Source organism: Cedecea sp. AS113, assembly GCF_037152415.1.
In the GTDB taxonomy this organism is placed as follows: Bacteria; Pseudomonadota; Gammaproteobacteria; order Enterobacterales; family Enterobacteriaceae; genus Cedecea.
This window is the reverse complement of record NZ_JBBCMI010000011.1, coordinates 48,451-63,323: the sequence shown is the minus strand read 5'-3', so window position 1 is coordinate 63,323 and position 14,873 is coordinate 48,451. Positions and strand designations below refer to the sequence as shown.

General features: G+C 55.2%; 12 protein-coding genes. 11 read left to right on the top strand and 1 reads right to left on the bottom strand.

Annotated elements, in window-relative coordinates; all coding sequences use genetic code 11:
- Positions 1-21: 21 nt before the first annotated feature.
- The 4 genes from WFN87_RS14420 to WFN87_RS14405 all read left to right on the top strand — a co-directional run bounded on the left by WFN87_RS14420 (position 22) and on the right by WFN87_RS14405 (position 3,258).
- A complete protein-coding gene (locus WFN87_RS14420; RefSeq protein WP_336983274.1) occupies positions 22-1,254 on the top strand; it encodes a winged helix-turn-helix domain-containing protein in 1,233 nt (410 codons plus the stop codon).
- Positions 1,255-1,301: 47 nt separating this feature from the next.
- Entirely contained in the window at positions 1,302-1,484 is a 183-nt protein-coding gene (gene ycaR, locus WFN87_RS14415; RefSeq protein ID WP_008461191.1) for a protein YcaR, read from the top strand.
- The gene (gene kdsB / locus WFN87_RS14410; protein ID WP_336983273.1) at positions 1,481-2,227 is read left to right on the top strand and encodes a 3-deoxy-manno-octulosonate cytidylyltransferase; all 747 of its coding nucleotides are present in this window, start codon (positions 1,481-1,483) and stop codon (positions 2,225-2,227) included. Before ycaR ends, kdsB begins: the two co-directional genes overlap by 4 nt.
- A gap of 137 nt (positions 2,228-2,364) precedes the next feature.
- Positions 2,365-3,258: a YcbJ family phosphotransferase gene (locus WFN87_RS14405; protein WP_166995503.1), complete on the top strand. Its 894-nt coding sequence runs from the start codon at positions 2,365-2,367 to the stop codon at positions 3,256-3,258.
- Here the strand turns inward: WFN87_RS14405 and elyC are convergent.
- Positions 3,235-4,014, bottom strand: a complete 780-nt coding sequence (gene elyC / locus WFN87_RS14400) for an envelope biogenesis factor ElyC (RefSeq protein WP_166995504.1) — start codon at positions 4,012-4,014, stop codon at positions 3,235-3,237. The two genes, WFN87_RS14405 and elyC, sit on opposite strands and share 24 nt — an antisense overlap.
- Before the next feature lie 132 nt (positions 4,015-4,146).
- On the opposite strand from elyC, the gene cmoM reads away from it, so the two are divergent.
- From cmoM to WFN87_RS14365, 7 genes are all read left to right on the top strand, one after another.
- Positions 4,147-4,923 carry a tRNA uridine 5-oxyacetic acid(34) methyltransferase CmoM gene (gene cmoM / locus WFN87_RS14395; protein ID WP_039301582.1) on the top strand — a complete coding sequence of 259 codons (777 nt, stop codon included), beginning with the start codon at positions 4,147-4,149 and terminating at the stop codon, positions 4,921-4,923.
- 3 nt (positions 4,924-4,926) lie between these two features.
- Positions 4,927-6,249, top strand: coding sequence for a chromosome partition protein MukF (gene mukF / locus WFN87_RS14390; protein ID WP_008461196.1), 1,323 nt, complete (start codon positions 4,927-4,929; stop codon positions 6,247-6,249).
- Positions 6,230-6,946, top strand: coding sequence for a chromosome partition protein MukE (gene mukE, locus WFN87_RS14385; RefSeq protein WP_008461197.1), 717 nt, complete (start codon positions 6,230-6,232; stop codon positions 6,944-6,946). The genes mukF and mukE overlap by 20 nt, the downstream gene beginning before the upstream one ends.
- Positions 6,943-11,400: a chromosome partition protein MukB gene (gene mukB, locus WFN87_RS14380; RefSeq protein ID WP_008461199.1), complete on the top strand. Its 4,458-nt coding sequence runs from the start codon at positions 6,943-6,945 to the stop codon at positions 11,398-11,400. Before mukE ends, mukB begins: the two co-directional genes overlap by 4 nt.
- Positions 11,401-11,582: 182 nt before the next feature.
- On the top strand, positions 11,583-13,421 hold the full coding sequence (gene ldtD / locus WFN87_RS14375; protein WP_166995508.1) for a L,D-transpeptidase: 1,839 nt from the start codon (positions 11,583-11,585) through the stop codon (positions 13,419-13,421).
- 184 nt (positions 13,422-13,605) lie between these two features.
- Complete coding sequence (locus tag WFN87_RS14370) at positions 13,606-14,154, top strand: YcbK family protein (RefSeq protein ID WP_008461203.1); 549 nt, start codon at positions 13,606-13,608, stop codon at positions 14,152-14,154.
- 39 nt (positions 14,155-14,193) lie between these two features.
- Positions 14,194-14,841 carry an MBL fold metallo-hydrolase gene (locus WFN87_RS14365; RefSeq protein WP_008461206.1) on the top strand — a complete coding sequence of 216 codons (648 nt, stop codon included), beginning with the start codon at positions 14,194-14,196 and terminating at the stop codon, positions 14,839-14,841.
- Positions 14,842-14,873: the final 32 nt, after the last annotated feature.

Here is a 14,873-nt window from a genome sequence, read left to right as displayed (position 1 = left end):
TTCGTTGATTACAGGTGTGCCATGACCGTTTCACAACTTTCATTACGAGCAGCCCGAAATCTCCACCTTGCGGCCCAGGGATTACTTCAAAAGCCTCGTCGTCGTGCACGGCCCTCTGACGTTGCCGACGCGATTTCCCGCATGTCGCTGCTGCAAATTGACACCATTAATATTGTTGCCCGCAGCCCTTACCTCGTCTTGTTCAGTCGCCTTGGGCAGTATGAATCCGGCTGGCTTGATAGCGCCCTGGCGAGCGGAGAGCTAATCGAATACTGGGCGCATGAAGCCTGTTTTTTGCCGAAAAAAGATTTTGCGCTCATTCGCCACCGGATGCTGAGCCCTGAAAACATGGGCTGGAAATACCGTCCCGAATGGATGAATGAGCATGCGGAAGATATCAGCCAACTGCTCGCTTATATCAAAGACAATGGCCCCGTCCGTTCAGCTGATTTTGAGCATCCACGCAAAGGCACGAGCGGCTGGTGGGAATGGAAGCCACAGAAAAAACATCTTGAGGGGTTATTTACCGCCGGACAGGTGATGGTGACGGAACGGCGTAATTTTCAAAGAGTTTACGATTTAACCCAGCGCGTTATGCCGCACTGGAACGATGCCTTGCATCTGATTGAGCAGCCCGAGGCTGAGTTACTCATGCTGGAAAACAGCGCCCGTAGCCTGGGGATCTTCCGTCCGGAATGGCTCGCTGATTACTACCGACTGAAAAATATTGCGTTAAAGCCCCTGATAGAAAGCTGGCTTTCATCAGGCAATGTCATTCGCGTCCAGGCCGATAAACTGGGCGATATGCTGCTGCATCATACGCTGCTACCGCTGCTTGAAAAAGCGCAGCAAAATCAGCTTAACGCTACCCACAGCGCCGTGCTTTCACCGTTTGACCCGGTCGTTTGGGATCGTCGCAGAGCAGAGGTGCTGTTTAACTTTTCCTATCGACTGGAATGCTATACCCCAGCGGAAAAGCGTCGCTATGGTTATTTTGTTTTACCGCTGCTGCACAAAGGGGCGCTGGTGGGCAGGATAGACGCCAAAATGCACCGTAAGCAGGGGGAGCTGGAGGTCATAAGCCTCTATCTGGAAGAGGGCATAAAAATCACCGACGCCTTGCAGGCAGGTCTGCGTGGTGCACTGACGGAATTTGCGCGATGGCAATCCGCGACGCATCTTACCCTGGGTATTTTGCCCGCAGAATTAAGAGAAAGCTGGGGTACTGGCTGGGAAATGGCCCCGGCTGGCTAGTCATTTATGCTATTCTGGTGCCGTTGATGCACTCATCTGGAGTAATTATGGAAAGTCGTTTACTTGAAATCATTGCCTGCCCGGTCTGTAACGGCAAGCTCTACTATAACCAGGAAAAGCAAGAGCTTATCTGCAAGCCTGATGGCCTGGCATACCCGCTGCGTGATGGCATTCCAGTTCTGCTGGAAAGTGAAGCCCGGACGCTGACTTCAGACGAGACCAACCCATGAGTTTTGTCGCCATTATTCCCGCACGATATGCGTCCACGCGTCTGCCGGGTAAGCCTTTAAAAGAGATTAACGGCAAAGCAATGGTGCTGCATGTTCTGGACCGCGCGCGCGAATCAGGTGCTGAGCGTATCATTGTCGCGACCGATCACCCGGAAGTAGCACGAGTCGTCGAAGCTGCGGGAGGAGAAGTCTGCCTGACCAGCCCCGATCATCAGTCCGGCACTGAACGCCTGGCAGAAGTTATTGAGAAATGTGGCTTCAGCGACGACACGGTGATCGTGAACGTGCAGGGCGATGAGCCAATGATCCCCCCGGTGATTATTCAGCAGGTTGCGAACAACGTCGCGAACAGCAAAGCTGGCATGGCGACCCTCGCAGTACCCATTGAATCTGCGGAAGAAGCGTTTAATCCGAATGCGGTAAAAGTGGTCATGGATGCGCAGGGCTACGCGCTTTATTTCTCACGCGCCACGATTCCGTGGGATCGCGAGCGTTTTGCCGTTTCACGTGAAGAGATTGGCGATACCTTCCTGCGCCATATCGGTATCTATGGCTACCGCGCTGGTTTCATCCGTCGCTACGTCAGCTGGGCACCGAGCCAGCTTGAACAAATCGAAATGCTTGAACAGCTGCGAGTCTTGTGGAACGGCGAAAAAATACATGTTGCCGTGGCGAAAGCCATCCCAAGTATTGGTGTGGACACCCCAGAAGATCTTGAACGCGTCCGTCTCGCAATGCGCTAATTCACCTTCAGCGTGAACAATCAAACCGGCTAACCAGGCCGGTTTTTCTTTTTCTGAAACCCAATTGATCTGGAGTGGTGACAACTTCGCCTGGTGCGCTCATTATTAAATCAACAGTATTACCAGGGGAAATCGGTATGGAATTGCTGCGTAAGGAGCTAAGTCACCTGCTGGGTGAGAAGTTAAGCCGTATTGAGTGCATTAGCGAACATGCGGAAACTGCACTTTGGTCGCTCTATGACAGCGGCGGTCACGCAATGCCGCTGCTCGCCAAAAGCTTTACCTCGCCGGGCCTGGCGACTCAGTTGGCCTGGAAAATGTCGATGCTGGCGCGTTCAGGCACCGTCCGCATGCCGGTGGTCTACGGCGTGTTGACTCACGAAGAACATCCTGGCCCGGACGTTTTACTGATGGAGCGCCTGCGAGGGGTTCCCGGTGAAGCACCAACCCGAACGCCTAACCGCTGGGAGCAGCTCAAAGACCAGATTGTTGAGGGGCTCTTAGCCTGGCATCGCGTGGACAGCAGCGGCTGTGTGGGAAACGTCGACAGCACTCAGGAAAACATCTGGCCGCACTGGTACCGCCAGCGAGTCGAAGTGCTCTGGACTACGCTCAATCAGTATCAGAACACCGGGTTAACCATGCAGGATAAACGTATTCTGTTTCGTACCCGAGAATGTCTGCCGCGTATGTTCGAAGACTTCAGCGATAACTGCGTGCTTATTCATGGCAATTTTTCCCTTCGCAGCATGCTCAAGGATTCTCGTAGCGATCAATTGCTGGCGATGGTTAACCCCGGGGTTATGCTTTGGGCGCCGCGAGAATATGAGCTGTTTCGCCTGGCTGAGCCAGGTCAGGCCGAAAGCCTGCTTTGGCACTATTTGCAGCGCGCCCCGGTTGCCGAATCTTTCCTCTGGCGGCGCTGGCTATATGTGCTGTGGGATGAGGTAGCACACCTGCTGCAAACCGGCCGACTGAACCGGCCGGTGTTTGACAACGCCTCTAAGTCATTGCTGCCCTGGCTCTCCTGAAGGGCCTTTCAGCCACTGCCACAGGCGCCCGAGGGTTTCATAGCCCACGCGCTCGCTGTGCATCAGCCATACCGGGTCGGGGATAGCCTTTTCCCACGGATTCAGCGGAGAGGTTATCGCCAACTGGTTAGCCGGGGCAGGGAGAGGATGCAGCCCGGCCCGGGTGAAGAAGATCATCGCCCGTGGCAGGTGAGAAGCTGACGTCACCAGAATAAACGGCTGCTGGCCTATCAGCTTCGCGACAGCGTGGGCTTCCTCTTCTGTGTCTTTTGGTGTGTCCAGCGTAATGATGTCGTCTCTGGCAACGCCGAGGCTTTCCGCAACCCTGGCACCAGCTTCTGCGGTACTGACGGGGTTGGTCATTGCTCTGGCTCCGGTAAAGATAAGTTTTGCCCCCGGATTGAGCTGTTTCAGACGAATCGCTTCGGCGAGTCGCGGTAAACTGTTGTCGATCAGATTTGAGCTGGGGGCCCAGTCCGGGTTCCAGGTATAACCGCCGCCCAGCACAACGATGTAGCGGGCGTTGTCTCCGTGTTGGCGAGTGGCGTAGGTGTCTTCGATAGGCTTTAGCATCCAGTCTGCGACGGGCTGCAGGCTAATCAGAAAAAGCACCAGCCAGCTGGCCGTGAGTAACCCTTTGGCCGTTTTTTGCCAGCGGGTAAACCACAGCAGTGCCAGAGCCACGCCCATGGTTAACAGCAGGAATGGCAGGGGAAGCAGCAGCCCGCCAATGATTTTTTTCAGTATAAAAAGCATGAAATTCGGATCCTTTTTAACCATCCAGCAGGTAAACCCCCGTGATATTACACCAGATGGGTTCATTCTCGTCCCGCCTGTGCCAAAATAGCGGTTTTGTCAGATGACCTCTTTTGCCACGGAGCTGTACCCATGGGTGACCGCAATTTTGACGATATTGCCGAGAAGTTTTCGCACAATATCTATGGCACAACCAAAGGCCAGTTGCGGCAGGCGATTCTCTGGCAGGATCTGGATGCTTTTCTGGCGACACAGCCCGCAACCTTAAAGGTGTTGGACGCCGGCGGTGGGGAGGGGCAAACGGCCACCCGTTTTGCTGAGCGGGGGCATGAGGTCGTGCTTTGCGATGTGTCCGCCGAAATGATTGCGCGTGCAAAAATGCTCGCTCAGGAGAAAGGTGTGAGCGACAACATGCATTTTGTACAATCTGCCGCTCAGGATATGGCTCAACATTTGGAAAGCCCGGTTGATCTGATATTGTTTCATGCGGTGCTTGAGTGGGTCACCGATCCTCAGGCCGTGCTAAAAGCGCTTTGGGATTGTTTGCGTCCCGGCGGCACTTTGTCGCTAATGTTCTACAATGCAAACGGCCTGCTGATGCGAAACATGTTTGTCGGAAACTTCGAATATGTACTGCAGGGGATGAAAAAAAATAAGCGCAAAACCCTTTCGCCCGACAATCCGCTGCAGCCAGAACAGGTTTATCACTGGCTGGAGCAAATTGGCTGGCAAATTACCGGTAAAACCGGCGTGCGGGTGTTTCACGATTACCTGCGAGATAAACACAAACAACGAGATGGTTTTGACGATTTGCTGACGCTGGAGACGCGTTATTGTCGGCAGGAGCCGTTTATCAGTCTCGGCCGCTATATTCACGTAACCGCGTTTAAGCCGCAGAGCCAAGGATAAATTATGAGTGATTTTTCCCAGACAGTGCCTGAACTGGTTGCCTGGGCCAGGAAAAATGATTTTTCGATCTCGCTGCCGACGGAGCGCCTGACGTTTTTGCTGGCCGTGGCCACCTTAAACGGCGAGCGCCTTGATGGCGAGCTGAGCGAGGGAGAGCTGATTGATGCGTTTCGTCACGTCAGCGATGGTTTTGAACAAACGAGCGAAACCATCAGCGTGCGCGCGAACAACGCCATCAACGATATGGTCCGTCAGCGTTTGCTCAATCGTTTTGTCAGCGAGCTAACCGAAGGCAATGCCATTTATCGCCTGACGCCTCTGGGGATTGGCATCACTGACTACTACATTCGCCAGCGTGAGTTTTCCACGCTGCGTCTGTCTATGCAGCTTTCTATCGTTGCGGGCGAGCTTAAGCGCGCCGCTGATGCGGCCGATGAAGATGGCGATGAATTTCACTGGCACCGCAATGTTTATGCGCCGCTCAAATATTCCGTAGCGGAGATTTTCGACAGTATCGATCTTACCCAGCGCATTATGGACGAGCAGCAGCAGCAGGTAAAAGATGACATTGCCCAACTGCTGAACAAAGACTGGCGGGCGGCGATTTCAAGCTGTGAACTGCTGTTGTCAGAGACATCCGGCACGCTACGTGAACTGCAGGATACGCTCGAAGCCGCGGGGGATAAGCTGCAGGCCAACCTGTTGCGCGTTCAGGACTCAACCCTGGGGCGCGACGATCTTCACTTTGTAGACCGCCTTGTGTTCGACCTGCAAAGCAAACTCGACCGCATTATCAGCTGGGGCCAGCAGGCTATTGACCTGTGGATTGGCTACGACCGCCACGTGCATAAATTTATCCGTACCGCTATCGATATGGATAAAAACCGCGTCTTTGCTCAGCGTCTGCGCCAGTCGGTGCAAAGCTACTTCGATGCGCCATGGGCGCTGACCTACTCCAGCGCCGATCGCCTGCTGGATATGCGTGACGAAGAGATGGCACTGCGGGATGAAGAGGTCACCGGCGAGTTGCCAAGTGAACTCGAGTTTGAAGAATTTAACGAAATTCGTGAACAGCTGGCGGCGCTGATTGAAGCGGCGCTGCAGGTCTACAAAACCCAACAAGCTCCTCTTGATTTGGGCGTTGTGGTACGTGACTACCTCGTGCAATACCCGCGCGCGCGTCACTTCGACGTGGCGCGTATTGTTGTAGACCAGGCGGTGCGTCTGGGCGTAGCGGAAGCGGATTTCACAGGATTGCCGGCTAAGTGGCAAACCATTAACGATTACGGAGCCAAGGTACAGGCGCATGTCATCAACAAATATTGAACAAGTGATGCCGGTTAAACTGGCACAGGCGCTGGCTAACCCTCTTTTTCCTGCGCTCGACAGCCAGCTGCGCGCCGGGCGTCATATTGGCCTCGAAGAGCTGGACAACCACGCCTTCTTGATGGATTTCCAGGAATATCTGGAAGAGTTTTACGCGCGCTATAACGTGGAACTCATCCGTGCGCCAGAAGGATTTTTCTATCTGCGTCCACGTTCCACCACGCTAATCCCTCGTTCTGTGCTCTCCGAGCTGGATATGATGGTAGGCAAAATTCTGTGCTACCTCTACCTCAGCCCGGAACGCCTGGCCAACGAAGGGATCTTCACCCAGCAGGAGCTTTATGACGAGCTGCTAACGCTGGCGGATGAAAACAAGCTGCTGAAGCTGGTGAACAACCGCTCCACCGGGTCCGACCTTGACCGACAAAAGCTGCAGGAGAAAGTGCGTGCTTCACTGACTCGCCTGCGCCGTCTCGGCATGATCTGGTTTATGGGCCACGACAGCAGTAAATTCCGCATCACCGAATCGGTCTTCCGCTTCGGCGCCGATGTGCGCACCGGCGATGACCCGCGCGAAGCTCAGCTGCGCATGATTCGCGACGGCGAAGCCATGGCGGTCGAAAGTCGCCTGCAGCTCAATGATGAGAGCGATGAGCCACAACCAGGACTGGATAACGCGGAGGATGAACAAGAATGATTGAACGCGGAAAATTTCGCTCGCTGACGCTGGTTAACTGGAACGGTTTCTTCGCGCGTACCTTCGATCTCGATGAGCTGGTCACCACGCTTTCCGGGGGCAACGGGGCGGGTAAGTCCACCACTATGGCGGCTTTCGTCACGGCGCTTATCCCGGACTTAACCTTGCTGCACTTCCGTAACACCACGGAGGCGGGGGCCACCTCAGGCTCTCGCGATAAAGGTCTTCACGGCAAGCTGAAAGCCGGCGTGTGTTACTCCACGCTGGACGTCATCAACTCGCGCCATCAGCGCGTTGTGGTGGGGGTTCGTCTGCAGCAGGTCGCAGGGCGCGACCGTAAAGTCGATATTAAACCCTTTGCAATTCAGGGCTTGCCAACCTCGATTCAGCCGACGCAGTTACTGACTGAAACGCTGAATGAACGTCAGGCTCGCGTACTCAGCCTGCAGGAGCTTAAGGATAAAGTTGAAGCCATTGAAGGCGTGCAGTTCAAACAGTTCAACTCCATTACCGACTACCACTCGCTGATGTTCGATCTGGGCATTGTTGCCCGTCGCCTGCGCAGCGCCGCAGACCGTAGCAAATACTATCGCCTGATTGAAGCCTCGCTGTACGGCGGTATTTCCAGCGCGATCACCCGTTCCCTGCGTGATTACCTGCTGCCGGAAAACGGCGGCGTGCGTAAAGCCTTCCAGGACATGGAAGCGGCGCTGCGTGAAAACCGCATGACGCTGGAAGCGATTCGCGTCACCCAGTCCGACCGTGATTTGTTTAAGCACTTAATCTCGGAAGCGACTGACTATGTGGCGGCAGACTACATGCGCCACGCCAACGAACGACGTATCCACCTGGATAAAGCGCTGGAATTTCGTCGCGAACTGTTGATTAGCCGCCAGCAGCTGGCCGCCGAACAATATAAGCACGTTGATATGGCGCGCGAGCTGGGTGAACACAGCGGTGCGGAAGGCGATCTGGAAACGGATTACCAGGCCGCAAGCGATCACCTGAATCTGGTGCAAACGGCGATTCGCCAGCAGGAAAAGATCGAGCGCTACGAAGCTGACCTCGACGAGCTGCAAATTCGTCTTGAAGAGCAAAATGAGATCGTTGCCGAAGCGCACGAGCAGCAGGAAGAAAACGAGGCCCGGGCCGAAGCCGCCGAGCTGGAAGTGGATGAGCTGAAGAGTCAGCTTGCCGATTATCAGCAGGCGCTGGATGTGCAGCAGACCCGTGCGATTCAGTATCAGCAGGCGCTTCAGGCGCTGGAGCGTGCTCGTGAGCTTTGCCATCTGCCGGATTTAACCGCCGACAGCGCAGATGAATGGCTGGACACTTTCAAAGCGAAAGAGATCGAGGCAACCGACAAGCTGCTGTCTCTTGAACAGAAAATGAGCGTAGCTCAGGCGGCGCATAGCCAGTTCGAACATGCTTACCAACTGGTAACGGCGATCAGTGGCCCGGTGAGCCGCAGCGAAGCCTGGGACACCGCGCGTGAATTACTGCGCGACAGTAGCAACCAGCGCCATCTGGCCGAACAGGTCCAGCCGCTGCGTATGCGCCTCAACGAGCTGGAACAGCGCCTGCGAGAACAGCAGGAAGCTGAGCGCTTGCTCGCTGACTTCTGTAAACGCCAGGGCAAACAGTTCGATCCGGAAGAGCTTGAAGCGCTGCATGAGGAGCTGGAAGAGCGCATCGGCGCGCTGCAGCAAACCGTAGCCGAAGCAAGCGAGCAGCGCATGGCGCTGCGTCAGGAACTGGAACAAATTCAGGCCAGCATCAAAACGCTGAACCTGCGCGCGCCAAGATGGATTGCGGCGCAAACCAGCCTGACTCAGCTGTGCGAGCAAAGCGGCGAGCAGTTCGAAGCCAGCCAGCAGGTGACTGAGTACATGCAGCAACTGCTGGAGCGCGAGCGCGAATCCACCGTTGAGCGTGACGAAGTCGGGGCGCGTAAACGTGCCGTAGATGACGAAATTGAACGCCTCAGCCAGCCTGGCGGTGCCGAAGACCCGCGCCTCAACGCGCTGGCCGAACGTTTTGGCGGCGTGCTGCTGTCTGAAATTTATGACGATATCGGTCTCGAAGATGCACCGTACTTCTCCGCGCTGTATGGTCCATCCCGTCACGCCATCGTGGTGCCCGATCTTTCTTTAGTACGCGAACAGCTGGAAAATCTGGAAGATTGCCCGGAAGACCTGTACCTGATTGAAGGGGACCCGTCTTCGTTCGATGACAGCGTGTTTACCGTTGAAGAGATGGGTACGGCGGTACTCGTCAAAACCGCTGAACGCCAGTGGCGCTATTCGCGTCTGCCGGAGCTGCCGCTGTTTGGCCGTGCCGCGCGTGAAAACCGCCTTGAAGCGCTGCATAACGAACGTGAGTCACTGGCCGAGCGCTTCGCCACGCTTTCTTTCGATGTGCAGAAAAACCAGCGCCTGCACCAGTCGTTTAGCCGCTTTATCGGCCAGCATCTGGGCGTGGCGTTTGAAGACGATCCTGAGGCGGAAATTCGCCACCTCAACAGCCGTCGCGGCGAGATTGAGCGGGCGATCAACAACCACGAAAATGACAATCAGCAGCAGCGCCAGCAGTTTGAGCAGGCAAAAGAGGGCGTGGCCCAGCTTAACCGCCTGTTGCCGCGCATTAGCCTGCTGAATGACGAAACGCTGGCCGATCGCTGCGATGAAATCCAGGAGCGCCTGGATGAAGCCGAAGAATCCGCTCGCTTTATTCACCAGCACGGCAACCAGTTAATCAAACTGGAAGGCGTTGCCAGCGTGCTGCAGAGCGACCCTGAACAGTTCGAGCAGCTTAAAGACGACTACGCTCACGCGCAGCAAATACAGCGTGATGCACGTCAGCGCGCGTTTGCGCTGACCGAAGTCGTGCAGCGTCGCGCCCACTTCAGCTACAGCGATTCTGCCGCTATGCTGGACGGCAACAGCGACCTGAATGAGAAGCTGCGCCAGCGTCTGGAACAGGCTGAAGTGGAGCGGACGCGTTCCCGTGAAGCGCTGCGCCAGCATGCCCAGCAGCTGGGTCAGTACAACCAGCTTCTGGCGTCGCTGAAAAGTTCGTTTGATACCAAAAAAGAACTGCTGACGGATCTGCATAAAGAGCTGCAGGATATCGGCGTTCGTGCAGATACCGGGGCTGAGGAAAGAGCACGCGCGCGCCGCGATGAGCTGCATACCGCGCTCAGCAACAACCGCTCGCGCCGTAATCAGCTTGAGAAGCAGCTGACTTACTGCGAAGCGGAGATGAACAACCTGACCCGCAAGCTGAAGCAGCTGGAGCGTAGTTACTTTGAAATGCGCGAGCAGGTTGTGACGGCGAAAGCAGGCTGGTGCGCGGTCATGCGTATGGTGAAAGACAACGGCGTTGAGCGCCGCCTGCATCGTCGTGAGCTGGCTTATCTCTCCGGGGACGATCTGCGCTCCATGTCGGATAAGGCGTTGGGTGCACTGCGCCTGGCGGTGGCCGACAACGAACATCTGCGTGACGTGCTTCGTCTGTCGGAAGATCCTAAGCGCCCTGAACGTAAGATTCAGTTCTTCGTCGCGGTTTATCAGCATCTGCGCGAGCGTATTCGCCAGGACATCATTCGTACCGACGATCCGGTTGAAGCCATCGAGCAGATGGAAATCGAACTGAGTCGCCTGACGGAAGAGCTGACTTCACGCGAGCAGAAACTGGCGATCAGCTCCCGCAGCGTGGCGAACATCATTCGCAAGACGATCCAGCGCGAGCAGAACCGTATTCGCATGCTCAACCAGGGCCTGCAAAGCGTCTCCTTCGGTCAGGTGAAGAGCGTTCGTCTGAACGTCAACGTGCGCGAGGCTCACGCAACGCTGCTGAACGTACTTTCCGAGCAGCATGAGCAGCATCAGGATCTGTTCAACAGCAATCGTCTGACCTTCTCCGAAGCGTTGGCGAAGCTTTATCAGCGCCTTAACCCGCAGATCGACATGGGCCAGCGCACGCCGCAGACCATCGGCGAAGAGCTGCTGGATTACCGTAACTACCTGGAAATGGAAGTTGAGGTAAACCGTGGTTCAGACGGCTGGCTGCGTGCAGAGAGCGGGGCGTTGTCCACCGGGGAAGCTATCGGGACCGGGATGTCTATCCTGGTGATGGTTGTTCAGAGCTGGGAAGATGAGTCGCAGCGCCTGCGTGGGAAAGACATTTCCCCTTGCCGCCTGCTGTTCCTGGACGAAGCTGCGCGACTGGATGCCAAGTCCATCGCCACGCTGTTTGAGCTGTGTGAACGTCTGGAAATGCAATTAATTATTGCGGCTCCAGAAAACATCAGCCCGGAAAAAGGCACCACCTATAAGCTGGTGCGTAAGGTCTTCCAGAACAGCGAGCACGTTCACGTTGTTGGCCTGCGTGGCTTTGCGGCTCCGGCGCTGCCAGAGCCGCAGCAGGGTTCGGAAACGGCTGACGCCTCGTAAACCAGCGCTACTGGATACGATATTATCAAGCGGGCTAAGGCCCGCTTTTTCTTTGTCGCGAACAGTCTTAATCTTTAATTTTCTTTACATTTTGTCAGGCAAATGGTTTTTACTGTTTATATACTAGTGGTGAATACTTCCCGCCTTTGACGGTGAGCACAGTAATAAACAGGGGGCAAGGGATGTTGCTTAGAAAAGCTAAAGATTTTCGATTATCGGCAGTCGGTTACTGCCTGGCGCTCAGTTTCGCTCCGCTGTTTGTGGCCAAGGCCGACGAGCCTGCCGTCGTTCCCTCCGACAGTTCTGCTTTCCAGACCGATCGGCCCACGGAACTCAATCAGCCTTTGGCGCAGTCTACGGCGACGGCCACGATGGCCGGAACTTTGCCAACAAACACCTCCACGATGTCGGCGGCACAAAGCCGGTCGCAGCTTATTGCGGGCCTGCCTGCGGGCTACACGCCGGTTTATCTCAACGCCCTGTCGGCCTTCTATGCTGCGCGTGACATGAAGCCGATGTGGGAAAACCGCGATGCGGTTAAAGCCTTTCAGCAACAGCTGGCGGAAGTGGCCATTGCCGGAATACAGCCGCAGTTTAACCAGTGGGTTGAGCTGTTGACCGATCCCGCAGTGACCGGTATGGCACGCGATGTGGTGCTTTCCGACGCCATGATGGGTTACCTGCAGTTCGTTTCGGGCATCCCGATTGACGGCAATCGCTGGCTTTATAGCAGCACGCCTTACAAGTTAAAAACGCCGCCCCTGTCGGTGATTAACCAGTGGCAGGTCGCCGTTGATCAGGGTTCTCTGGTGAACTTTATCGACAGCCTTGCGCCTCAGCATCCGCAGTATGCCCAGCTGCATCAGTCGCTGATTCATCTGTTGGCTGATACCCGTCCGTGGCCGCAGATGGCCGGCAAAGAGACCTTAAGACCAGGGCAGTGGAGTAACGATGTGGGGGCGCTGAGAGAAATTCTTGCCCGAACCGGCATGCTTCAGGACAAGCCATCGGGGGTGACCAGCGTGGCTGATGTCACCGTAAGCCCGTCCGCGATTAACGTCGAGGACGCGTCTCCTCAGGCTGGCAAGAAAAAATCTCAGGTTGCCGCCCGCGGCGTTTATAGCCGAGATCTGGTCGATGGCGTGAAACGCTTCCAGCAATGGCAAGGGTTAGGCTCGGACGGTGCGATTGGCCAACTGACGCGCGACTGGCTTAACGTCACGCCTCAGCAGCGTGCAGCCCTGGTAGCATTGAATATTCAACGTTTACGCCTGCTGCCGGACAAACTTGAAACCGGCATTATGGTGAACATTCCTAACTATTCGCTGGTGTATTACCTCAACGGCAATGAAGCCCTGGCTTCTCGCGTTATCGTTGGGCGTCCGGATCGTAAAACCCCGATGATGAGCAGCGCGCTGAACAACGTTGTGGTTAACCCACCGTGGAACGTGCCGCCAACGCTGGCGCGAAAAGATATTTTGCCAAAGGTTCGCCAGAATCCGGGTTACCTGGAACAGCACGGCTATAGCGTGATTCGCGGCTGGAGCAACAATGCGGAGATGATCGATCCGTGGCGCGTAGACTGGTCGACGATCACCGAGAATAATCTGCCGTTCCGCTTCCAGCAGAAGCCCGGCACGCAGAACTCGCTTGGGCGCTACAAGTTCAATATGCCGAGTTCTGACGCCATCTACCTGCACGACACGCCCAATCATAACCTCTTCCAGAAGGATGCAAGGGCGCTGAGTTCAGGCTGTGTACGCGTCAACAAGGCGTCTGAGCTGGCAAATATGCTGTTGCAGGATGCCGGATGGAATGATTCCCGTATATCCAGTACCTTGCAGGAAGGGAACACTAAATACGTCAATATCCGTCATAACATTCCGGTTAATCTGTACTATCTGACCGCTTTTGTCGGAAAAGATGGCCGCACCGAATTTCGTACAGATATTTACAATTATGATCTCACCGCGCGATCTGGCGCACAAAACCTCGCAAAAGCCGGGTTATTAATCCGCTAAACGCAACATTTCTAATGAATTAGTGGTCGTAGAAAATGTAAAACGCAGCCGGGCCCTCTGCAGGGCCCGCCGTTGCTGGGTTTTATCGTGCCTTGACTCCCCGGATTCGGGCAGCTATGGTGCGATGGCTGTGCGCAAAAGTGCATATTAAACCATCATTTTATTACCTGTAGACCTGGATATCATGGACAAATTTGACGCTAATCGCCGCAAGCTACTGGCTTTGGGGGGCGTGGCTTTCGGTGCCGCTCTCATGCCTTTGCCGTCGTTTGCCACCCTCTCGACACCACGCCCGCGTATTTTGACTCTCAATAACCTGCATACTGGAGAGTCACTGAAAGCTGAGTTTTTTGATGGCAGAGGCTATATTCAGGATGAATTAGCAAGACTTAATCATTTCTTCCGGGACTACCGGGCGAACAAGATTAAATCCATCGATCCTTCCCTGTTCGACCAACTCTATCGCCTGCAGGGGCTTTTGGGGACTAACAAACCGGTCCAGCTGGTTTCCGGCTACCGTTCCATCGACACCAATAATGAACTCCGTGCTCACAGCCGCGGTGTGGCGAAAAAAAGCTACCACACTAAAGGCCAGGCGATGGATTTCCATATTGAAGGCGTTTCGTTAAGCAATATTCGCAAAGCAGCATTATCTATGCGGGCAGGTGGTGTAGGATACTACCCCAGCAGCGACTTTGTGCATATTGATACCGGGCCGGTAAGGCACTGGTAAAACAACGGAATCCGGCTTTGTTGTCGGTAATGGAGCAGCATGAACTATCACATTATTCCGGTCACGGCTTTTGCCCAGAACTGTTCTCTTATTTGGTGCGAGGAAACGCAGCAGGCGGCGCTGGTGGATCCCGGCGGCGATGCGGCGCGCATTAAGCAAGAAGTGGCGCAAAAAGGCGTGCAGATTAGCCAAATTCTGTTGACGCATGGTCATCTCGATCACGTCGGCGCGGCGGCTGAGCTGGCGGCACATTACGGCGTGCCCGTTGTGGGGCCGGAAAAAGAAGATGAGTTCTGGCTGCAGGGACTGCCGCAGCAAAGCCGGATGTTTGGCCTCGACGAGTGTCAGCCTTTGACGCCGGACCGCTGGTTAAACGAAGGGGAATGTGTTTCCGTAGGGAATGTAACTTTACAGGTGTTGCATTGTCCGGGGCATACGCCTGGTCATATCGTTTTCTTCGATGCGGCCTCTCGTTTACTGGTTTCGGGCGATGTTATCTTTAAAGGCGGAGTGGGGCGCAGCGATTTCCCGCGTGGTGACCATGCGGCGTTGATTGATTCGATCAAACGTAAGCTGCTGCCGCTGGGGGATGATGTGACCTTTATTCCCGGCCACGGCCCAATGTCTACGCTGGGCTATGAACGCCTGCATAATCCGTTTTTGCAGGATGAGCAGCCGGTCTGGTAAAACGGGTTTCCAATAAACAAAGAGCCGCTTAT